The following is a 21,189-nucleotide window of genomic DNA, read 5'->3' on the forward strand; positions in this document are numbered from 1 at the left end:
CGAGGTGATCGGTCGTGGGTGAATACATCAATCTAGTCGAAATCGGGATGTTTTTGTTTATCGGACTGTTGTTCATGGGGCTCCACATCTTTTTCATCGTGCGTCGATACTTGCGGACGCGCTATGCGATGGTCGGCGTGCTCGCGTCAAGTGTCTGGCCGGCGCTCATGATCGTCTTATCCGTTCAAAATATTGAGCTCGTCCCCGCATTGACGTCAGAACGTGTGACGGCCGAAGCGGTGATCGCCTGGTCGATCGCCTTGTCGACGGCGTTCATGCTCTTGATCCCGGCCGGCGTCTTCCTCGTCCGGATGTATCGGTTGTCACGCGAGACATAAAAAAACGTAAAGCGCAACGGTTGTGCGCTTTACGTTTTTTTTATGGGGTCGGTACTTGTTCGACCGCTGCGTCGGTCGGTTTTTGGAAACGTCGTAAAATCTCAAGGCTGATCGCGCGCGGCATCAGTTTCGCAGCAGCGACGAGCAGCTGATTCGATACGCCTGGAATGACGACGCGCTTGTTGTTCATGACGCCTTTGTAGCCGAAGAAGGCGACGAGGTGCGATGGCATCTTCGAGACCATCATCTCGCTGCCGGCCCGGTTGAAGAACCCCGTGTCGGTCGGTCCGGGACAGAGGACGCTGACGTGGACGCCTGTATCTTTCACTTCGGCATGCAGCGCTTCGGTGAGAGAGAGGACGTACGCTTTCGTCGCGTAATAGACCGCCATATAAGGGCCAGGTTGGAACGCCGCGACCGAAGCAACGTTTAACACATACCCATAGTTGCGGCGGACCATGTCCGGCAAATAGGCTTTCGTCAATTCAGTCAACGCGTTCACGTTCAAGCGGACCTGTTCGGCCTCGACTTCCGGATCAAGGTCGATAAACTCTCCCGCGGTGCCGAACCCGGCGTTGTTGATTAAAAAGTCGACGGTCAGGCCGGCGTCTTCGATGGCGCTTGTCAGGCGTGTGGCGGCGTTATGTTCGGACAAGTCGAGGGCGAAGACATGCACGTTGACGCGATATCTTTTTTCGAGTACTTTTTTCAATTCGTGCAAACGGGGCTCATTGCGAGAAACGAGAATACAGTCGAATCCGTCCCGTGCCGCCAAGACGGCAAGGTCGAGCCCGATTCCGGTCGAGGCTCCAGTGATTAAGGCGGTTTTTGTCAAAATCGTCCACTCCTTCGAAATAAAAAGTCATACATTGTTACTGATTTCTTCACGAGTTGTTAAATTCCTGCCCGGTCGCCACATCGAAACGTATGCTAGAGTATAGCAAGAATATGTGATTAGACTCACAAAGTGAGGAGAAGAAACCAGATGATGATTCAGCTAGTGACTACGGCACAAAGCGTCGAGCAAGCAGAGGCGTTAATCATGGCGGGCTCCGACCGCCTCTATATCGGAGAATCGAAATACGGGTTACGTCACAAAGGTGACTGGTCGCTCCCGGCTGTGCGAGAAGTCACAGCCATCGCCCATCGATATGGCAAGGAAGTGACGGTCGCCGTCAATAATTTGATGCATAACGAGCAAATCGAGACGTTGCCTGATTATTTACAGGAACTCAAGGCGATCGGAATCGACAGTGTCACGGCCGGTGATCCGGGCGCAATCCGCATGATCCGTAATGCCAATATCCCCTATTGGTATGACGCTCAAACGCTCGTCACGTCGGCGCGTCACATTCAGTTTTGGGGCAAGCGTGACGCCATCGGGGCGGTAGCGGCTCGTGAAGTGACGTTGACCGAGCTCGGGATGATTCAACAGCAGATTGGGTTGCCGGTCGAGGTGCAAGTGTATGGTCCGACGTGCATTCATCATTCGAAACGCCCGCTCTTGACGAACTATTTCAATGAGATCGGGCGGTCGAATCCGGCAGCCGAGGCGCGCGAGTATTATGTGAGCGAACCGACGGATGCCGACAGTCGCTACCCCGTCTATCAAGATGAGAACGGAACGCACGTCTTCTCTGAAGATTTGACGCTCATGGGTCAACTGCCTACGCTCTTAAAAGGCGGGTTGCACACATGGAAACTCGAAGGATGGCATGCAGGAGAGGCGTTCGTCGATATCGTCCACCTGTTCGACAAGGCCCGGTCAGATCTATTAAACGGTCGGTTCGATCGTCACGTCATGGAACGACGTCTTGCCGAACTTCAACCTGAACAATTCCGGCTCGGGACCGGACTGTTGTTACGAAATCCAGAAGAGATCAAGTGAGGGAACTGAGATGAGAAAACGTCCAGAATTATTAGCACCAGCCGGGAACTTAGAAAAATTAAAAATGGCCATTCTATATGGGGCCGATGCGGTCTTTATCGGGGGTCAACAGTTCGGACTCCGTTCCCGCGCCGGTAACTTCGGTTACGAAGAGATGGCCGAAGGAGTCGCGTTCGCTCATGAACGTGGGGCAAAAGTATATGTCGCCGCGAACATGGTGACGCATGAAGGGGACATCGAAGGAGCCGGCGAGTTCTTTTGTAAACTTCGTGACATCGGCATCGATGCCGTCATCGTCTCCGATCCGGCCATGATTGAGGTCTGTCTCACGGACGCGCCGGGTCTCCCGGTGCACTTGTCGACACAGGCATCGGCGACGAACTATGAGACGCTCCGTTTTTGGCAAGAGGAAGGACTAGAGCGGATCGTCCTCGCGCGCGAAGTATCGATGGAAGAGATCAAAGAGATGAAACGGCAAGTCGACGTCGAAATCGAGACGTTCGTCCATGGGGCGATGTGCATCTCCTACTCGGGCCGTTGCACGTTATCGAACCATATGGCGCTCCGCGATGCGAACCGAGGCGGCTGCGCTCAGTCGTGTCGCTGGAAATATGGCTTTTTTGAAGCGGACGAGCTGTTGACCGACGAGATGGCGGCACGCGACGAGGAACCGTTCTCGATGAGTTCGGTCGATTTGGCGATGGTACGCCACATTCCTGACCTTGTCGACGCCGGTGTCGACAGTTTGAAAGTGGAAGGACGGATGAAGTCGATCCACTACGTGGCGACCGTTTGTAACGTCTATCGTCAAGTCATCGACGCGTATTGCGAGGATCCTGCCGGGTTCGTGTTCGATCCGGCGTGGGAGGAAGAAATCTGGAAAGCGGCACAACGAGAACTCGCGACCGGATTTTATTACGGCGTGCCAACGGAGAACGAGCAATTGTTCGGAAAACCGCGCGCCATCCCGCAATATGCGTTTGCGGCACGCGTCATCGCGTACGACCCGACGACGCAAATGGCGACACTTGAGCAGCGAAACTATTTCCGTCGCGGCGAAGAGGTCGAGTTTTTCGGTCCAGGCTTCGTTCGCTTCACCCAGCGTGTCGAAGAGATATGGGATGAAGAAGGCACACCGATCGAGACGGCACATCAAGCGATGATGACGGTCAACATCAAAGTCGACAAACCGGTCGCGACTGATTATATTATGCGGAAACGGAAAGTGGCCGCAGGCGAGCTCGTCCGAAGCGGGAGCTGACACATCCCGTAAGACAACATAGTCGACCGTTCCATTCAATCTTGCTACCCTATTAGCATAAGAGATGGAGGGGATGGAAAGATGAACCAAAATACAGAGCAGCTTCGGACCGAGCCGATTGGACGGTTGTTGTTCAAACTGTCTCTCCCGGCGATGGTCGGGATGCTCGTGACGGCGCTCTACAACATCATCGATACGATATTCGTCGCACGGGGCATCGGGGCGTCAGCAGTCGCGGCAATCGGTATCGCCTTTCCGATTCAAATGATCTTGATGGCGGTCTCGAGTGCGGTCGGGTTAGGGGGCGCGTCGATCAGCTCACGGAAGCTCGGGAAAGGCGACGACGCCGGCGCGGCCGTCACGTTCATGAACGTCCTCGTCTTAGTCGGCGTGTTCGCCGCATTTGCGGTCAGCTCTGCCTTCTTCATGCTCGACTCGATTCTGACCGTCTTCGGGGCGACGTCAGCCATCATGGAACTGAGTCAACAATACTTATCGGTCGTGCTCATCAGTTCCCCGTTCTTCATGTTCACGCTTGCGGCGAGCGCGATGGTGCGGGCTGAAGGTCAGGCGCCGTACCAGATGAAAGTCATGCTGACGACGGTCGTCGTCAACTTGGTCACCACGCCGCTCTTCATCTTCACGTTCGGATGGGGGATTTACGGGGCAGCCTGGTCGACGGCGCTCGCCCAAGTCGTCGGTTCGATTCTCATGTTGCGCTTCTTCTTTTCAAAAAATCGCCGAACCGCGCTCGACTTCCAGTGGCGGAAGTTTCGGTTGCGGGTCGGCGAATTAAAAGAGATCATGGCCATCGGTTCGTCCTCGTTCATCATGATGGTGTCCCAATCGATTTTATTCGTTTGTGTCAACGTCATGCTCGGGACGTATGGCGGCACCGAAGAGCTCGCCATCTTTGCGATCATCAATAAGTTCATGGCGCTCGTCGGTATGCCGATCATGGGCATCGTCCAAGGGATGCAGCCGATCGTCGGCTACAACTATGGGGCGAGACAGTTCGAGCGGATGCGCGAGACGATTTGGACGGCGCTTCGAGCCGGACTCGCCATCGCCGTCTTGATTTGGCTGACGCTCCAGCTGTTCCCGAACCCGCTCATGCGCATGTTCACGACCGACCAACAGCTCATTGCCGGCGGTGTGACGGCGATTCATGTCTTGTTCGCCGTCTCGTTCTTGCCGAGCGTGCAAATGCTCGTCAACGGCATTTACCAATCGCTCGGGAAAGCCCGAGTGGCGATGTTCTTGTCGCTGTCGCGGCAGACGCTCTACACGATTCCGCTCGTCTTCATCTTGCCGTCGTTCTTCGGTGTGTTCGGCGTCTGGCTCGCTTTCCCGATCGCTGACGCCATGACGTTTTTGACGGCGGTCGGCATGGCGATTTGGGACCGGAAACTTTTATTCCGGCCGGCCGAAGAAGAAGTCAAACAAGCAACCAATTTATGAAGCGGCGTCCGTTCTGGCTGAACGGGCGTCTTCTTTTAGGAACAAATAAATCCCGCCGAGCAGGACGGCCGCTCCGATCCATTGGAACGGGCCGAGACGTTCTTCGAAGAAGACGAAGCCAAACAACATCCCCCAGAGCGCTTCTCCGAGAATGGTGATGCTGACGACGGTCGCGCTCACGCGGGCGAGCGCATAGTTGAACAAGTTATGCCCGAGAAGCGTCGGGAAAAAGGCGAGGGCGATAAAGTACCACCAGTTGACCGTTTCGAAAGCCACAAACGTCGTGTCGCGAACGAGCAACATGAAACCGAGGACGAACGTTGCGACGATGTAGACGCTAAACGAATAGTCGTTCGTCTTCATCTCGGTCCGCACGTGTTGACCGACGAGCCAATAGCCGGCAATCAAGATGGCGGCCGCCAAGGCGAGGGCGTCACCGATGAGCGCGTCCCGACCGAGCTGGAAATCGCCGGCCGCGACGAGCATGCCGCCGAGAACGGCGATGAGTGCGAACGTGAGCCCTCTTGGGGTAGGTCGTTTTTTAAAGAACAGGGCGTTCCCGATCAACACGAAGATTGGACTCGACGTGACGAACAACGTTGAACTGGCGACGGTCGTATAGTCGAGCGATAAAAACCATAACCAAAAGTGGAAAGCGAGCAATATACCGCTGAGCCCGATGGCGTACCGCGTGTTCGTCCGTAACGAGATGAGCGAGCGATAGTCGAGAAACGGCAACAACATGAGGCTTGAGAAGAGCATGCGGTAAAAAGCGGCCGTCTCAGCCGGAGCGGACGTCCATTTGACGAAGAGGACGCTCGTCGACAAGAAGAAGACAGCAGCGAAAAGAATCAAATAAGACAAACGATGGTCCCCCTTTTGTATGTATGTAATCCTCCTAATGATATAGTAAAATGACAGAGCGACCAACAAAAACTCGGATCGTGACGCGAAGAATTGCGGAGGCGTCACACAAGAAAGGAACGATATGAGACTAATCATTGCCGAGAAACCATCACAGGCGCAAAAGCTTGCGGCCCCATATCCGTCCAAAAAACGGAAAGAAGAAATTGAAATCTCGCCATGTTCACGTTTTCCAGAGGGCGCGATCGTCGTTTGGGCGGTCGGGCACTTGTGTGAGCTACAAGAACCGGCTTATTATCGTCCGGAATGGAAGTCATGGAAATACGAGGCGTTACCGATTGTGCCGGACCGGTTTGACTACCGGATTTCCAAAGGGAAGTCGAAGCCGTTCCAAACGATCAAGCGGTGGCTGCACGACAAATCAATCACCGACATCATCATCGCATCGGATGCCGAACGCGAAGGTGAGGCGATTGTCCGGCTCATCTTGCGTTTGGCCGGGAATAAAAAACCGCTCACACGCCTATGGATCTCAAGTTTGACCGAACAGGCGGTCGACCGTGGCTTCGCCAACCTGCTGCCGGGAGAAGAGACGGTACCGTACTATTACGAGGCAATGAGCCGGGCGTGCGCCGATTGGCTCGTCGGGATGAACGCCTCACGCGCTTATACGACGTTACTTAAGACGATTGGAATCGAAGACGTCTTCTCGCTCGGACGTGTCCAGACGCCGACACTCGCTCTCATCGTCGAGCGTGAGCGTGAAATCAAACAGTTCGTCCCAGAACCGTATTTTGAAGTCGAAGCGACGTTCCAAAAGTCGCGGTCGACGTTCAAGGCGAAATACACGGTCGGGAAAACGACGAAATTAAAAACCCGGCAAGAAGCGGACGACGTCGTCAAACGCGCGTCGGGTCAAGCTGTCGTTCAATCGATTGATACCGAAGAAAAAATCGAGCAGCCACCGTTTTGGTTCAGTTTATCGGGGCTGCAAGCCGAAGCCGGAAAACGGTTCGGATTCGGTGCGAAAAAGACGCTCGATGTGGCCCAAAAATTGTATACGAAAGGCTGGATCAGCTATCCTCGGACGGACTCAGGATTCGTGACGCCAGATGAGGCGTCGTTGTTCCCGGTGACAAAAGCCCGTCTCTTAAAGTCTTCGGCGTATGCGGAACTCGCTCCCGTATTGACCGAGAATCCGGCGTCGAACAAACGTTACGTCAACGCCAAAAAAGTGAGTGACCACTATGCGATCATCCCGACGGAGGCATGCGGTGACGTGATGCGGTTGAGCGGGGACGAGGCGAAATTGTATGATTTGATCACGCGCCGGTTCCTCGCCGCGTTCGCCCCTCCGGCCAAACTGCAAAAGACGACGGTTGATTTGTTGGACGGAAAAGACTTGTACCGGGCGAAAGGGACGGTCGTCGTCACTCCCGGTTATCGTCAAGTCGTGGAAATGAAGTCAAAAGACGTCGAATTGCCGCTGCTTGAGAGAGGCGAGACGCTGACCGAACGAAACGTGGAAGTGCTTTCGAAACAGACCGAGCCGCCGAAACGTTATACGGAAGGCGCCCTCATCTTGGCGATGAAAGTGGCGGGGCGTAAGCTCGACGACGATGAGTTGATCCATATCATGAAAGAAGTCGAAGGGCTTGGGACGGAAGCGACGCGCGCCAATATCATCGACGGCTTGAAAAAGCGCGGGTACGTCATGCTTCAAAAGAAAGAGCTCGTCCCGACCGATAAAGGCCGGCTGCTCGTTGATGTATTAGGGGACAGTATCCTCGCTTCACCAGCGATGACGGCGAAGTGGGAGAAACGGCTCCATGAGATCGGACAAGGGTCGGCCTCGGCCGCCGAGTTCATCGACCAAGCGAAGAAGATGGCAGTCCATCTCGTCGACGAAGCGAAAACACGTGTCACGTCGGCGAATCCGGAAGGGTACACGATCGAGCCAAGACGTGGGTCGAAGAAAGGACCGAGTCGCCCAAAACCATCGTTTGGCGTCTGCCCGAGCTGCGGGAAAGGACTTGTCGAGCATCCGAAGTTCATCGGATGCAGCGGCTATCGGGAAGGGTGCAAATTCACGATGTCGAAACAAGTGCTCGGTGTCGGCTTATCGAAAGATGAGTTGACACAAATGATTGGCGGGGGCCGCTCGAACATCCATACGTTTACAAAAGGTGAAAAGACGTTCAATGCCGCCCTCTATCTCGAGGAAGGTGCGCTCCGATTCGAATTCAAATGAAAACAAGACCGTCCTCATGGGCGGTCTTGTTTGTCTGCTTGCTCTCTTTCAAAAATCTGGCGATTGATCTCATCATAATCGAGGACGATGTCGTCTTTATTGTCCTTATAGGCATACCCTTTTTGAATGACGACGACCGAGGCGATTAAGACGAGCAATATGATCAACCCGCTCACGGCGAACAACCAACCCATCACGCATCCCTCGCTTTCATACTCTTAGTATGCCAAAAATAGGACCGCATCTCTACAGTCGATGCTCGCCATACTGTCACAAGTTTGAAATACGCGGTCCGTGGATTAGATATGATACAATAATATGCAGATAAACATTGACTGAGAAGGTAGGGATGACGATGGCGATTATGATTGTGGATGACGAACCGGTCAATACGATGGTTCTCGAACAGCTCCTGCATCAACACGATTACGAGACAGTTGTGGTCTCGAGCGGGGAAGATGCTCTCGAACTCCTCATGGATCCGCAAGCACCGTCGCTGTATGACCTCGTCCTGCTCGATGTCGAGATGCCAGGTATTTCAGGTATCGAGACGTGCAAGCGGATTCGCCATATGGCGGGCTATGAAGAGTTGCCGGTCATCATGGTGTCCGGGCGCACCGAGGAGAAACAGATCGCGGAAGGACTCGACGCCGAGGCGTCAGACTATACGACAAAACCGATTAAGATCACGGAACTGCTCGCCCGAATCCGTTCAGCCCTCCGCTACAAGGCGGCAGTTGACGAACGGAAGAAGTATGAGGCGCGGTTACAGTACGATCTCGATTTGGCGCAAAAAATTCAACAAAGTGCGTTGACGCCGCCGATTCAAAACGCTGAGATCGATATGCGCGCGCTCTATTTGCCGTCTAAAAAATTGGCGGGGGATATGTACGCGTGGTTCCAGGTCGCGCCGGACCGTTACGGCGTCATCATCTTTGACGTGATGGGACACGGGGTGTCGTCGGCGTTGATCACGATGGGAATCCGCTCCATCTTGCCGGGGCTCGTCGGAAACGTTCAATACCCGGTCGATGTCATGACGGAATTGAACCGACAGATGACGTTCTTGTTCTCAGGTGACGACATGCAGAGTTATTTCACAGCCGTCTACTGCTATATCGATACGACGAACGGCCGCATCGAGTACGTCAATGCCGGACATCCGCCGGTCATCGTCACGTCACCGGCCGGGGTCTGTCGTCTCGAGACGACCGGCGTCCCGGTCGGTATGTTCGAAGAACCGAACTATGAAGCGAAAGAAATCGATATCGAGCCCGGCATGGTGATGCACATGTATACGGACGGCTTGATGGAATGCTACAGCAAAGACATCGATGACGGGATTCGCTGGTTAGAGAAAGATATCGCCACGTACGGACTCGGTTATGCCGATCACGTCGCGGAGCGTCTCGTGCCAAAAATCGAGATCGATGACGACCTTTGTCTCGTCACGGTCAAGTTAATGTGATCGAGCCGCCAAAAAAGACAAGTGGAACGCCGCGGCGTTCCACTTGTCTTTTTTGCTGTCTGGCGACGGGCTAGAAATATCGTTTCCGCCATAAAATATAAAACGCGAGACTCGAAAAGCCGAGCATGAGCGCGATGGCGAAGATGAAGCCGACTTCTTGTCCTTCGAACGGCACTTCGACGTTCATCCCGAAAATTCCGGAAATCATCGTCGGGATGCTCAAGACAATCGTGATCGACGCCAAAAACTTCATGACGAAGTTGACGTTGTTAGAGATGATCGAACCGAACGCTTCCATCTTGATGCTGATGATGTCGTTATAAATCGACGCCATCTCCATCGCTTGACGGTGTTCGACGAAGACGTCGTCGAGCAGTTCCTCGTCTTCTTCATGCTTTTCAAGGCTCGGCGTCTTGACGATGCGGTCGAGGACGCTATCGTTTGCTTTGAGCGACGTCATGAAGTAGACGAGGGATTTTTGCAAGTTCATCAGTTGGAAAATCTCTTGATTTCGCATCGACCGTTGCAACTCTTGCTCGAGTTCATCCATCCGGCGGTCAATTTGCCGTAAGAACCGCAAGTACGTCATACTGACGCGGTGTAAAATTTGAAACACGAACCGGCTGCGATAGTTCGTTCGGAACAAGCGAGCCTTTCCGTTGGCAAACAAGTTCAGCACGTCAAGGTCGCGCGAACAGACGGTGATGAAATGTCTCCCCGTCACGATGATACCGAGCGGGATCGTATTATAGGCTCTTCCTGTATCGTCTTCTTCAACGTACGGCACGTCGATGATCATGAGGAGTCCTTCATCATCTTTTTCAAACCGTGGTTTCTCTTCACTATCGAGCGGGTCATAGACGAAGTCTTCCGGGATGCCCGAGGCGGCAATCACTTGATCGGCCTCGTCTTTCGTCGGATTGACGAGTTGGATCCAACTTCCTTTGTCAAAGTCTTCAATCTCGTCGACATGTCCTGACGCGTCGGTCCGGTAAATCGTTAGCATAGTTCTCCTCCTACCTTAGCTCAACCTTATTATAGGTAGGCGCGTAGGTGAGCGCAATCGGTAAGGAGGAGATTTTTTGTTTTCTATCGAAAACGTGCTACAGTGGGGAAGAATGGTTATGACACGCTGACAAAGGAGGGATGGAGTTGTCACAAACGCCCAAACACGCTCTGTTTAACGAAGAAAAGTTGGCGGAGCTCCATCAAATCGCTGGTGGGAATAAAGATTTCTTGAAAAAAATCGCCCAAACGTATGTCGTCCAATTTGAGGACAAGTTTCCCGAGTTGAAACGTGCCGTCCGCAACGAGGACCACGTCCAAGTCGAGCAGCTCGCCCATCTGTTGAAAGGCGCGTCCTATTCGGTCGGCCTCGACCAAACAGCTGAACAGTTCCATACGCTTGAACAAGCAGGAGAAGCAGGCGATGCGACTGGACTCGGTCCGGTGCTCGAGACGATCGAACAGCAAATGGATCGATTCACGATGGAGTGGGATGCCCACTTCGATCAAATGGCATAACGCAAAAGGGTTCCGCATTTCAGTTGCGGAACCCTTTGTCGATTATGCGAAAAACTCGTCGAGCGTCGCGATCAACTTCCCGATCTCGGGCTTCGTGATTTGCGCGTTGGCGCCGACGGCTTCCCCTTTATGCTTCAAATCGTCAGAAATAAGGGAAGAGAAAATGACGATCGGCAATTCAGCAAACCGGTCCATGTCCCGAAGCCGTTTCGTCAAGTGAAGACCGTCCATTTGCGGCATCTCGATGTCGGTGATGAGCAAGTCGCAGTCGACGTCGGCTGCTTCGAACGCATCGAACGCCTCTTTCCCGTTGTTGAAGATGGTCGTATTGAAATAACCGGCCTCATCGAGCGTATCGATGATGAGCGAACGGAGCATCTCCGAGTCTTCAGCGAGCCAAATTTGTTTGTTCGAGCGCTCGCGGGCACCGAGCCGTTTCACCGACTCGCGCGCCATGATGTCTTTTCGGGACAACTCGAGGGCGATGCGCTCGTAGTCGAGCAAGATGATCATCTGGTCGCCTGTCTTGACGACACCGTTCGTGATGCCTTGTACACCGCGGGCGAGATCGGACGGCGTATCGATCTGTTCCCATGAGATGCGTTTGATCTCGGTCACTTGGTCGACGCGCAGCACTGATTTTTCTCCATTGAATTCGCAGACGATCAACCGATCGCCTTCTCCGACTTCACGCGGATGACCGATGACCATCGGAAGATCGATGACCGTCATCACTTCGCCGCGGAGTTCGATCAGCCCCATGATCGCTTCCGGCGTTCCCGGGAGCGGGGTGAGCGGAAGCATCGTGATGATCTCACGTACTTTCATGACATTGATTCCGAAAATGAACGGTCCCGATTGGAAAATGACGATCTCGAGTTCGTTCGTGCCTGCCTCAAGTAAAATATTATGATCCATGCTCAATGGTAGTCCCTCCTAGTTCACGTGCTCTCATCCTATCTATCGGTCAACGTGCCCGAACTCTTCAGTTGAAAAGTGTCAATCTCGGGACGGAATTCACAAAAAGTTATCACGTAACCGTTTACATTACATAAACTGAATCTTTATAGTTGTTCATCGGTTTTAATTTTGCATACAATGGGGGTGGCAACGAGATATCAAAGCTTACTCAGGAGGCAGATAGAAATTATGAGTATGAACACGTATCCATATTTAATCAATGGACAATGGCAGGAATCTACATCAAACGAGACGATTGAACTCGTTTCACCTTATACAAACGAAGTCGTCGGACACGTCCAGGCAATGTCGCGGGACGAAGTTGACGAGGCGATCCACGGCGCCAAACGTGCACAACAAGAATGGGCAGCGCTTCCGGTCAACAAGCGCGCCGAACTCTTGTACGCATGGGCCGATAAACTCGAAGAGCGTGTCGATGAGATTGGTCAGATCATCATGCGCGAAGTCGGGAAAAACTTGGCTGACGCAAAAAAAGAAGTCATCCGGACGGCTGAGATCATCCGCTACACGGCTGAAGAAGGTCTACGCTTCACAGGTGGCTTCATGCAAGGAGATTCGTTCCCTGGCGGTTCGAAGAACAAGATGGCGATCATTAAAAAAGAGGCACTTGGTGTCGTTCTTGCCATCTCCCCGTTCAACTATCCGGTCAACTTGGCAGCTGCTAAGATCGCTCCGGCGCTCATCACTGGTAACGCGGTCGTCTTTAAACCGGCGACTCAAGGCGCGATCAGTGGCGTCAAGATGGTCGAGGCGCTCCAAGACGCCGGCCTTCCGAGCGGTCTCTTGAACCTCGTCACAGGACGCGGCTCTGTCATCGGAGACTACTTGACGTCACACCCGGGCATTGACATGATCACGTTCACTGGTGGGACGGGCACGGGGCAACACTTGTCGCAACAGGCGTCGATGGTACCGGTCGTCCTCGAGCTCGGCGGGAAAGATCCGGCGCTCGTCTTAGAAGACGCGGACCTCACGCTCGCGGCCGATCAAATCGTCAGCGGTGCGTTCTCGTACTCGGGACAACGTTGTACGGCGATCAAGCGGGTGTTCGTGCTCGAGCATCAGGCCGACGAACTCGTCGCCATGTTGAAAGAGCGCGTTGAGAAGCTTTCGGTCGGTTCACCGACTGATAACAGCTTCATCGTGCCGCTCATCGATGAAAAATCAGCGGATTACGTCCAAGGACTGATCGACGATGCGGTCAATAAGCGGGCGACGGTCGTGCACGGCAACGAACGCGACGGCAACCTGCTTCACCCGACATTGCTCGACCATGTGACACGTGAGATGCGTGTGGCATGGGAGGAGCCGTTCGGACCGGTCTTGCCGGTCATCCGCGTCAAGTCAATCGATGAGATGATCGAGCTGACGAACGAGTCTGAATTCGGTCTCCAAGCGAGCGTGTTCACACAAAACGTGAACAGCGCCTTCACGGTCGCCGACAAACTCGAAGTCGGAACGGTCCAAGTGAATGGCCGCACCGAGCGCGGGCCAGACCACTTCCCGTTCATCGGCGTGAAGCAATCAGGCCTAGGCGTTCAAGGGATTGGACGCAGCCTTGAGACGATGACGCGTGATAAAGTGACCGTCATCAACTTATAATCTGTTCGGAGAGGAGAAATCCTCTCCTTTTTTTGTGTCATTGAAATCCGTTCTTTCAGACAGGTATAATGAGTGAAGATAGGTGGAAGGGGTTGTGGGGACGTGGCGAACTGGATTTCAAGCCAATTGGCAAGAATTGATCTTCCGACACCGTTTGAGGTCGGAAATGTAAACGTATATATCGTCGAACATATGAATCGTTTTTTCATGGTCGATTGCGGGCCGGACACGGAAGAAGCGTGGGCATCGCTGAACGCGCAATTGCACGAACTCGAGTTGTCGCTCGACGATATCGATTTTTTATTTTTGACACACCACCATGCGGACCACGCCGGCCAAGCATGGCGATTGCGTGACGCCTCGATCCCGGTGTACGGTCACGAAAAGCTCGTCCGCTATTTGGAGCAGACACCGAACTTCATTAAACGAGGCAATCAATTTTTGCACGACTTGGCGCATTGGTTCGGGACGCCTGAGTCGATCGTCGCCAAATTGCCTGACTACCGGGAGGCGTTGCGCTGGATCGGCCCGACGACCGTGTCGATGACGTTTGAAGACGGACAGGCGTTAACTTCGGACGGGGCGTGGAAAACAATTCATCTGCCGGGCCATGCGAGTGACCAACTCGGGCTGATTGGTCCGGGAAACGTCCTCATCGCCGGGGATCATTTGATTGATGGGGTGGAACCGAACCCGCTCATCGAACAGCCATATGAAGGGGAAGGATTCGCCTCACCGGTGCTCCTCTATCTCGACTCGCTCAGAAAACTAAAGGCGCTCGACTTGAAGCTCGTCGTCAGCGGTCACGGCGACCCGATCCTGCATCCGCACCCGCTCATCGAGGACCGAATCGGGCAGCGGTACGACCGCAGTGAGCAACTGCTTGACGATTGGGTCGACGGTTTGAGCGTGTTTGACTGGTCGATGCGGTTGTACGGCCGCAAGATGCGCCGGGCGATGCCGCTCGTCTTCAGCGAAGTATTCGCCCGTCTGACATTGTTAGAAGAACGGGGACATATTAAACGACAGCTCGTGGATCGAAAATGGGTATACGAACGGACGGAGGAAGTGGTGCAATGAAACATATCGTGATCACAGGTGCGTCGAGCGGCTTTGGTGCCGCCTTGGCGCATTCTTTTTATGAACGAGGGTACAAGTTGACGTTAGTGGCGCGAAGCGAGGAGCGGTTGCGAGAACTCGGGACGAGATTGTCCGCTGACTGGATCGTCGCCGATGTCACGGTTGAAGCAGAGACGCTCGTCGATTGTGTCGAACGTTCTTTCGGTCCGATCGATGGATGGGTGAACAACGCCGGCGTCGGAGAGTTCGACCAGGTCATCGACCAATCGACAGACGTCATCGAAGAAATGATGCGATTGAACGCCGTCGCGCCGATGATTGTGTCACGTGACTGCGCGAGACGGATGAGGCAAGGCGGGACGATTATCAACGTCTGTTCGCAGGCGGCGAAAGTACCGACCCCGAAGTCGGCCGTCTATGCCGGGTCGAAAGCCGCCCTCCTTCAATTCTCGAACGCGCTCCGGCTCGAGTTGAAACCGAAAGGCGTCCACGTATTGACGGTCAATCCTGGCCCGATCGCGACGCCGTTCTTCGAGCGGGCCGACAAGAGCGGACGGTACGAGCAGAGCGTCAAACGAATCATGTTGTCTCCGGAACGATTGGCCCGTCGCGTCGTGACAGCGTACGAACGGTCGGAACGGGAAGTGAACGCCCCGTGGTGGATGAATCTCGGCGGAAAGGTGTACGCAATGTGCCCGGTCTGGTTCGAGCGGCTGGCAAAACGGGGATTTGATAAAAAGTAAACGGCAAGGGGGAGACGTATGATTCGAATAGTGAAACGCTGTGCTTGGCTGACGGCGTTACTCATGTTAGCCGCATGCGGGACGGAACGGGCCGAACTGGCGCCGACGTTCGAACAGGCGGCTGAAGAAGCGGCACAGACGACCGTGAACTTTTACTTATGGGGAGGCGATGACGGGATCAATCGATATCTCGATGAATTCGTCGCACCTCGGCTCGAGGCGGCATACGATATTGAATTGAACCGAGTGCCGATGGACACGGCCGAATTCGTCCGTCAAGTGTCACTCGACAAGCGTGCGGAGCGGGCGAACGGAACGATCGACCTCATGTGGATCAACGGGGATAACTTCCGAAACGCGGCCGAGGCGGACTTGTTACGAGAAGATATTCTCGACGCCATCCCGAACGCCGCTTTGTTGAATGAGACGGCACAAGCGACCGACGCCGGCATTCCGACAGAAGGGTTGGAAGTCGCTTGGGGCAACGTCCAGTTCGTCTTGCATTACGATGCGGACAAAGTCAAAAATCCACCCGAGACGTTTGATCAACTCCGTCGGTGGACCGAGGAAAATCCGGGCCGTTTCACGTATCCTGAAGTGACGGACTTTACAGGCAACGCGTTTATCCGTCACTTGTTGTACGCCGAGTACGGGGATGCGATGCGAGACATGGACACGATCCCTGATGAATTTTGGGACGAGTTGGCCGCTTGGTCGCCGAACTTGTGGAAACGAGGCGAGACGTATCCGAAATCGCTCGCTCAACTCGATCAGCTTTACGCCTCAGGCGAGGTATGGATGACGATGGGGTTCAACGAGCGCCGGGCCGAGGCGGAAGTGAACGCGGGCGTGTTTCCGGACGGGACGCGGGCGCTCGTCTTGGACCATTCCATCTCCTCGACTCATTTTCTCGCCATCCCGTTCAACGCGCCGAACCCGAACGGGGCGGTCGTCGTCATCGAGGAGTTGTTATCGCCGGAAGCGCAACTGATGAAACAAAGTGACACGTATTGGGGGGACGGGACGTCTCTTGACGTGGAGAAGCTCGACCAGACTGACCGAGAAGCCTTTTTAGCGCTCGACGAAGGGGTCACTTATCCCGATCCGATCGAACTGGCCGAACGTCAAATCGCTGACTATGGTCCGGACGTGATCGATCTCGTCCGAGAGGGATGGCCGCGTGTCGCGCGTTAACGTCGTCATCAGCAGCCTCATCACGCTCTTGCCGCTCACAGCCGTCTTGTTCTTGTTGCGGGAGGCGGTCGGCACGGACGTATGGTCGCTCGTACAAGACGAGACGTGGCGGGCGAGCCTTGCCGTCACGCTTTACGTGACGCTCGTCTCGACGTTTCTGTCCCTCGTGATTGGGACGATTTGTGCTCGGATGGTCTATGTGAACGGCAGGACGTGGCTGTCATTTTGGCTGAATTGGCCGCTGTTCGTCCCGCATATCGCGAGCGCGTATTTGTTTTACTTATTGTTCTCCGGCGGGTTTCCGGGGTTTGGACTCATCGCGTCAAACGAGCGACACCACCTCGTCGTCATCTTGACGTATGTGTGGAAAGAAGTGCCGTTCGTCTTCTTGATGATGCTCGGCAGTTACGCGCAATTGAACCGTGGCTATCGCGATATGGCGAAGACGCTGCAACTGAGTCCGTGGCAACAGTTTTCCGTTGCGGAGTGGCCGTTCTTGATCAAACCGCTTCTCGACTCGTTCTGGATTTTAGTGGCGTTCATCTCATTCGCCTACGAAGTGCCGGCCCTCCTCGGCGTGACGTTCCCGAAATTGCTCGGGGTGCTCGCCTACGACCGTTTGACGACCGGTTTGTTTTTGAATGAGAGTGAGGCGTACGCTGTCGCGCTCATCTGGGCGCTTATCTTGTTTGCTGGGGTGTTGTTGTCATATGCGTTGACGGCGAAGCGACGACGACGCATCGAGAGAGGGGTGAGGCGATGAAACGCATCCTCTTCCTCATCGTGCTGCTGTTGCCGTTCATCGGCTTGTTCTCAAGCATGCCAGCGCCGCTCGTGTTCGATGAGGCAGTCGCCAATACGATCGTCCACGTCTTCGTGTTGGCCGGTTTGAACGTGTGGCTCGCACTCGGGACGGCGTGGTGGCTCCTTTTCACCGAATCCAGATGGCGACCGTTCGTCGAATGGTTCCTCTTTTTACCGTTGTTTGTACCGGCGCTGGCGAGTACGTTCGGTATGTACGTCGCCCTTGTCCGTTTCGGTCTCGTAGGCACGCAATTCGGTGTGCTCACCGTTTTACTGGCCGTGACGCTCCCGTATTCGATTCGGATCGCCTACAATGCGATGTATGTGATCGGACGGCCGTTGTTTGAACAGGCGCTGTTCTTACCGCCGGTCCGGCGTGTGCAATTCGTCCTCGTCCCGCTCTTAACTGAGACGGTACGGACGATCGCGCTCATGTCGACCGTCGTCGTCCTCGGTCAGTTTGTCCTCGTTCAATTGATCGGGGCCGGCCTTGTGCCGACGGTGACGACAAGACTTTATCACGTGTATGCGGGCAACGACGTCTCGCTCGCGTTGCAGAACACGTGGTTGTTAGTGCTCATTCCGGCACTTTTGTATGGCGGAATCGGGTACTTGATGCGAATTTGGATGAAAGTGATGAAAGGGCGGTTGCGATGAGTCTAAAAGTGACGAACATAAGAAAACGATTCAAACAGCGTGACGTGTTGGCCGGCGTCGACTTCTCTGTCAGCGAAGGCGAGATCCACGCCCTCGTCGGGGTGAGCGGTTCTGGGAAAACAACGATGTTGCGCATCATCGCCGGTCTCGAGACGGCGGATGCCGGTACAGTGACATGGAACGACATCTCGCTGCTCGGTGTCCCGGCACACGAGCGGAAAATCACGATGTTGTCGCAAACACCGCTCCTCTTCCCTCATTTGACGGTCGGGGAGAACGTGCTCCTCGCGACACCGGATCGTTCAAAAGCCGATGCCGAGCAATGGCTCCGGCGCGTCCGTCTCGAAGGGAGGTTCGACGCCGAGGTGCACGAACTGTCCGGTGGGGAAGGACAACGGGCAAGCTTCGCGCGTGCGCTCGCTGCTTCGCCGCGTCTCATCTTGCTCGATGAACCGTTCACGAATCTCGATCCGGTGTTAAAGTATGAGTTGCAACAGTTGATTCGTGAGCTCGTCGCCGATCTCGGTTTGACGGCGCTTCTCGTGACACACGATCGGGAAGAGGCGATGCTCGTCGCGGACCGTGTCACGTTGCTCGAAAACGGAGCCGTGCGAACGACCGGGACGCCGACAGCACTCAGCGCCAAAGAGCCGACGTTCGGCGACTTCATCGAGCTTGACGGAGTGCTGTATCCGTTGACCCGGATCGAAGTCTCACGGGAACCGACCGGGGAGCCGGTTGTGCTCGTCCGTGAGCTGACCCGCTTCGGTGTACGTCTCGGTGAATATCGGCGTCTGTCAGGAGAGTACGTCATCTTGCCGTGCGACGCTTCGTTTGAAGTCGGTCGTGAGTATCAGTTACGGAAAAAGCAAGGAGTGGTTGAATGTTAGATACGTATGGAAGCCGATTGGTCCGCCCTGTCGTCGAGCGGGGAGCCGATCGGTTGTTAAAGTGGAAGTTCACGCCGAACGAAGTGACGATCCTCGGCGGAATCATCGGTGTGTCGGTCGGTTTTTTCATTTATAATGACATGCACTGGACGGCCGTCATCTTATTATGGCTGTCAGGCCTGTTCGATGTGTTGGACGGAACGATGGCCCGTCGCTCGACAAAGACTGGATTTGGGACCGTCCTCGATCTCGTCTTTGATCGAATCGTCGAGATTTCGGTCGTCGTGGCGCTCGCTTTGCGTTATCCGGAACATATGCCGGTATTTTTATTTTTATTGGCCTCGTTCGTCGTCGCGATGACGCTATTCCTCGCGGTCGGGGCGAGCAGTTCGCGCCGGACGGAAAAGTCGTTTTATTATCAGCCCGGTCTGCTCGAACGGACGGAATGTTTCATCTTGTTCACGCTTATGATCTTGTTCCCGGCATTTGTCGGCGTCATCGCCACGATTTTTCTCATCCTTGAAGTGGTGACGATCATCCAGCGCATGATGGAAGCGCGGCGGATCTTACGATGAAGCCGCATCTCGTCTTAGTCGGTCTCGGCCACGGGCAATTGGAAATTCTCGACCGATTGGATGAATTGAAAGAGCGTTACGAGGTGTCCTACATCGGCGGGGAAACGACGATTTACACGGGTGCGTTCCCGCAAGTGCTCGCCCGGGAAACGAAGACGGCGACCGTCTACCTTCGGCCAGGCGTCGAGCGTGTCGCGACACGACTCGTTTCTCTCGACCCGGTCAAGCGCATCGTCAATACGGACGTCGGTCCGATTCCGTATGATACGTTAGTGCTTGCGACCGGAGCGGAAAGTCGTGGCATCGGCTTCGGTGTGAAGCCGATGACGGAGACCGGGCTCAAACGGATCCTCTCAAGCCGGTCCATCACCGTCGTCGGGGGCGGCAAAGCCGGCGTCGAACTCGCATTCGCCTGTATCCGGACGAAACGCCACGTCACGCTTTACGCTGATGAAGTGTTGCCGGTTCTGCCGGTTCACATCCAACGGCACATGATGCGCCGTCTCGTGAAGAGCGGGGTGACGCTCGTCTCGCAGAAGTATGACGGCGTGCCGTTCCATGACGGACTCGTCCTTGACGCGGCCGGGGTTGGACCGGTGGACTGGTGGACAAGGGCAGGCTTGGCACCTTCCGGACACTTCATTGAAACCGATCGTTATTTGCGTCACGTCGTCCATAAAGAAATCTTCATCACTGGCGATATGGCGTCACGACTTGACGGCGGTGTCGACGCGGTCCGGTCCGGCCGCCATGTCGCGGCATACTTGCTCGGGGACAGGAAGCCGTTTGAATCGCGGACGTCACTTAACATCTTGCTCACCGTTCCACGGCATGCCTTGCTGACGTTCGGGACACTGGCGTGGCACGGGCGTATTCCTTATTACGTGAAGCGTTGGATCGACAGCCGCTATATGAAGCGATTCCGGGCATAAAAAAAGACGGCCGAGGCCGTCCATTTGTTTAAGCGTTCAACGTGTCGAGGAACGAGCGGATTTGCATTTCTGTCTTGGCATTCGCCGAGTGGAGGTGTTCTTGTTTCACGCCGTCTTGATAGAAGAGAAGAGACGGGATGCCGCGAACTTCTTGCGTATCCGACAAGTCCGGTAACTCATCGCGGTCGACGACGTACCAGTTGAACTGCGGATAATCTTTGACGAGCTCGTCGACATACATGTCGAGCCGGCGGCAATCCGGGCACCATGACGTCGTGAAGATGACCATCCCGTTATGTTGGATCGCTTCTTGGAATTGTTGATCTGATTGAATCGGTTTCATGAGAAATCTCCCCTTTCCATTCCATTGTCTGTGTCTTTTCTCCGTCCGTCAACCGATTGGCGTTCTCGGTCCATCGTGAATATGTGATACACTTTAGAAAATAGAACGCAAGGGATAGGTGATGGTTATGGCGTTACGTCATGCACTACTCGGGTTGTTGACCCATCAGCCTGCGACCGGCTATGCCTTGAACGCGACGTTCAAAGCACAAATGATTCACTTCTGGCACGCCCATCATACACAGATTTATCGGGAGCTGTTGAAGATGGAAGACGAGGCGCTCGTCTCGTCCGAACATGTGACGCAACACGACTTGCCTGATAAGAAAATTTA

The 21,189-nt window shown here is 54.6% G+C and carries 23 protein-coding genes; 17 read left to right on the forward strand and 6 right to left on the reverse strand.

From position 1 onward, the window contains the following. Positions 1-14 precede the first annotated feature (14 nt). Positions 15-338 (forward strand): hypothetical protein, encoded by a 324-nt coding sequence (locus tag JJU47_RS11535; RefSeq protein WP_029334824.1) that lies wholly within the window; start codon positions 15-17, stop codon positions 336-338. A 40-nt stretch (positions 339-378) separates the two neighbouring features. Here JJU47_RS11535 and JJU47_RS11540 read toward each other — a convergent pair whose 3' ends face one another. After that, entirely contained in the window at positions 379-1,173 is a 795-nt protein-coding gene (locus tag JJU47_RS11540) for an SDR family NAD(P)-dependent oxidoreductase (protein WP_228619535.1), read from the reverse strand. Between the two features lie 150 nt (positions 1,174-1,323). Between JJU47_RS11540 and JJU47_RS11545 the strand changes: the two genes are divergently transcribed. The 3 genes from JJU47_RS11545 to JJU47_RS11555 all read left to right on the forward strand — a co-directional run bounded on the left by JJU47_RS11545 (position 1,324) and on the right by JJU47_RS11555 (position 4,948). Further along, on the forward strand, positions 1,324-2,226 hold the full coding sequence (locus tag JJU47_RS11545; RefSeq protein ID WP_081828294.1) for a peptidase U32 family protein: 903 nt from the start codon (positions 1,324-1,326) through the stop codon (positions 2,224-2,226). A gap of 10 nt (positions 2,227-2,236) precedes the next feature. Next, entirely contained in the window at positions 2,237-3,487 is a 1,251-nt protein-coding gene (locus tag JJU47_RS11550) for a peptidase U32 family protein (RefSeq protein ID WP_228619537.1), read from the forward strand. 81 nt (positions 3,488-3,568) lie between these two features. Beyond that, complete coding sequence (locus JJU47_RS11555; RefSeq protein WP_228619539.1) at positions 3,569-4,948, forward strand: MATE family efflux transporter; 1,380 nt, start codon at positions 3,569-3,571, stop codon at positions 4,946-4,948. Here JJU47_RS11555 and JJU47_RS11560 read toward each other — a convergent pair. Beyond that, positions 4,943-5,812: a DMT family transporter gene (locus tag JJU47_RS11560; protein ID WP_029334829.1), complete on the reverse strand. Its 870-nt coding sequence runs from the start codon at positions 5,810-5,812 to the stop codon at positions 4,943-4,945. The two genes, JJU47_RS11555 and JJU47_RS11560, sit on opposite strands and share 6 nt — an antisense overlap. Before the next feature lie 124 nt (positions 5,813-5,936). On the opposite strand from JJU47_RS11560, the gene JJU47_RS11565 reads away from it, so the two are divergent. Beyond that, entirely contained in the window at positions 5,937-8,063 is a 2,127-nt protein-coding gene (locus JJU47_RS11565; protein WP_228619540.1) for a DNA topoisomerase III, read from the forward strand. A gap of 14 nt (positions 8,064-8,077) precedes the next feature. Here JJU47_RS11565 and ytzI read toward each other — a convergent pair whose 3' ends face one another. Then, entirely contained in the window at positions 8,078-8,257 is a 180-nt protein-coding gene (gene ytzI / locus JJU47_RS11570; RefSeq protein WP_228619542.1) for a YtzI protein, read from the reverse strand. A 161-nt stretch (positions 8,258-8,418) separates the two neighbouring features. Between ytzI and JJU47_RS11575 the strand changes: the two genes are divergently transcribed. Further along, positions 8,419-9,531 (forward strand): PP2C family protein-serine/threonine phosphatase, encoded by a 1,113-nt coding sequence (locus JJU47_RS11575; RefSeq protein ID WP_029334832.1) that lies wholly within the window; start codon positions 8,419-8,421, stop codon positions 9,529-9,531. 70 nt (positions 9,532-9,601) lie between these two features. On the opposite strand, the gene JJU47_RS11580 is transcribed toward JJU47_RS11575, so the two are convergent. Then, positions 9,602-10,537: a magnesium transporter CorA family protein gene (locus JJU47_RS11580; RefSeq protein WP_029334833.1), complete on the reverse strand. Its 936-nt coding sequence runs from the start codon at positions 10,535-10,537 to the stop codon at positions 9,602-9,604. A gap of 140 nt (positions 10,538-10,677) precedes the next feature. Between JJU47_RS11580 and JJU47_RS11585 the strand changes: the two genes are divergently transcribed. Beyond that, positions 10,678-11,055 (forward strand): Hpt domain-containing protein, encoded by a 378-nt coding sequence (locus JJU47_RS11585; RefSeq protein ID WP_029334834.1) that lies wholly within the window; start codon positions 10,678-10,680, stop codon positions 11,053-11,055. A 42-nt stretch (positions 11,056-11,097) separates the two neighbouring features. Here the strand turns inward: JJU47_RS11585 and JJU47_RS11590 are convergent, their stop codons facing one another. Beyond that, positions 11,098-11,973 carry a chemotaxis protein CheV gene (locus tag JJU47_RS11590; RefSeq protein ID WP_029334835.1) on the reverse strand — a complete coding sequence of 292 codons (876 nt, stop codon included), beginning with the start codon at positions 11,971-11,973 and terminating at the stop codon, positions 11,098-11,100. A 228-nt stretch (positions 11,974-12,201) separates the two neighbouring features. On the opposite strand from JJU47_RS11590, the gene JJU47_RS11595 reads away from it, so the two are divergent. The 9 genes from JJU47_RS11595 to JJU47_RS11635 all read left to right on the forward strand — a co-directional run bounded on the left by JJU47_RS11595 (position 12,202) and on the right by JJU47_RS11635 (position 20,513). Further along, complete coding sequence (locus JJU47_RS11595) at positions 12,202-13,638, forward strand: NADP-dependent glyceraldehyde-3-phosphate dehydrogenase (RefSeq protein WP_228619576.1); 1,437 nt, start codon at positions 12,202-12,204, stop codon at positions 13,636-13,638. A 102-nt stretch (positions 13,639-13,740) separates the two neighbouring features. Beyond that, on the forward strand, positions 13,741-14,718 hold the full coding sequence (locus JJU47_RS11600) for an MBL fold metallo-hydrolase (RefSeq protein WP_228619545.1): 978 nt from the start codon (positions 13,741-13,743) through the stop codon (positions 14,716-14,718). Beyond that, positions 14,715-15,461 (forward strand): SDR family NAD(P)-dependent oxidoreductase, encoded by a 747-nt coding sequence (locus tag JJU47_RS11605; protein ID WP_228619548.1) that lies wholly within the window; start codon positions 14,715-14,717, stop codon positions 15,459-15,461. The genes JJU47_RS11600 and JJU47_RS11605 overlap by 4 nt, the downstream gene beginning before the upstream one ends. Positions 15,462-15,479: 18 nt before the next feature. Continuing rightward, complete coding sequence (locus JJU47_RS11610; RefSeq protein ID WP_228619551.1) at positions 15,480-16,655, forward strand: ABC transporter substrate-binding protein; 1,176 nt, start codon at positions 15,480-15,482, stop codon at positions 16,653-16,655. Further along, entirely contained in the window at positions 16,642-17,418 is a 777-nt protein-coding gene (locus JJU47_RS11615) for an ABC transporter permease subunit (RefSeq protein WP_228619554.1), read from the forward strand. The genes JJU47_RS11610 and JJU47_RS11615 overlap by 14 nt, the downstream gene beginning before the upstream one ends. After that, positions 17,415-18,116, forward strand: a complete 702-nt coding sequence (locus JJU47_RS11620) for an ABC transporter permease subunit (RefSeq protein WP_228619557.1) — start codon at positions 17,415-17,417, stop codon at positions 18,114-18,116. The genes JJU47_RS11615 and JJU47_RS11620 overlap by 4 nt, the downstream gene beginning before the upstream one ends. Continuing rightward, complete coding sequence (locus tag JJU47_RS11625; protein WP_034799099.1) at positions 18,113-19,006, forward strand: ABC transporter ATP-binding protein; 894 nt, start codon at positions 18,113-18,115, stop codon at positions 19,004-19,006. Before JJU47_RS11620 ends, JJU47_RS11625 begins: the two co-directional genes overlap by 4 nt. After that, positions 19,000-19,581 (forward strand): CDP-alcohol phosphatidyltransferase family protein, encoded by a 582-nt coding sequence (locus tag JJU47_RS11630; protein WP_029334843.1) that lies wholly within the window; start codon positions 19,000-19,002, stop codon positions 19,579-19,581. The genes JJU47_RS11625 and JJU47_RS11630 overlap by 7 nt, the downstream gene beginning before the upstream one ends. Continuing rightward, complete coding sequence (locus tag JJU47_RS11635; protein WP_228619559.1) at positions 19,578-20,513, forward strand: NAD(P)/FAD-dependent oxidoreductase; 936 nt, start codon at positions 19,578-19,580, stop codon at positions 20,511-20,513. The genes JJU47_RS11630 and JJU47_RS11635 overlap by 4 nt, the downstream gene beginning before the upstream one ends. Before the next feature lie 28 nt (positions 20,514-20,541). Here the strand turns inward: JJU47_RS11635 and JJU47_RS11640 are convergent, their stop codons facing one another. Further along, positions 20,542-20,856 carry a thioredoxin family protein gene (locus JJU47_RS11640; RefSeq protein ID WP_029334845.1) on the reverse strand — a complete coding sequence of 105 codons (315 nt, stop codon included), beginning with the start codon at positions 20,854-20,856 and terminating at the stop codon, positions 20,542-20,544. A 127-nt stretch (positions 20,857-20,983) separates the two neighbouring features. On the opposite strand from JJU47_RS11640, the gene JJU47_RS11645 reads away from it, so the two are divergent. Next, positions 20,984-21,189, forward strand: a 206-nt coding sequence (locus JJU47_RS11645; RefSeq protein ID WP_228619561.1) for a PadR family transcriptional regulator, incomplete at its 3' end; no start/stop codon positions are given.

It is taken from the genome of Exiguobacterium sp., assembly GCF_020832205.1.
Classification (GTDB): domain Bacteria; phylum Bacillota; class Bacilli; order Exiguobacteriales; family Exiguobacteriaceae; genus Exiguobacterium.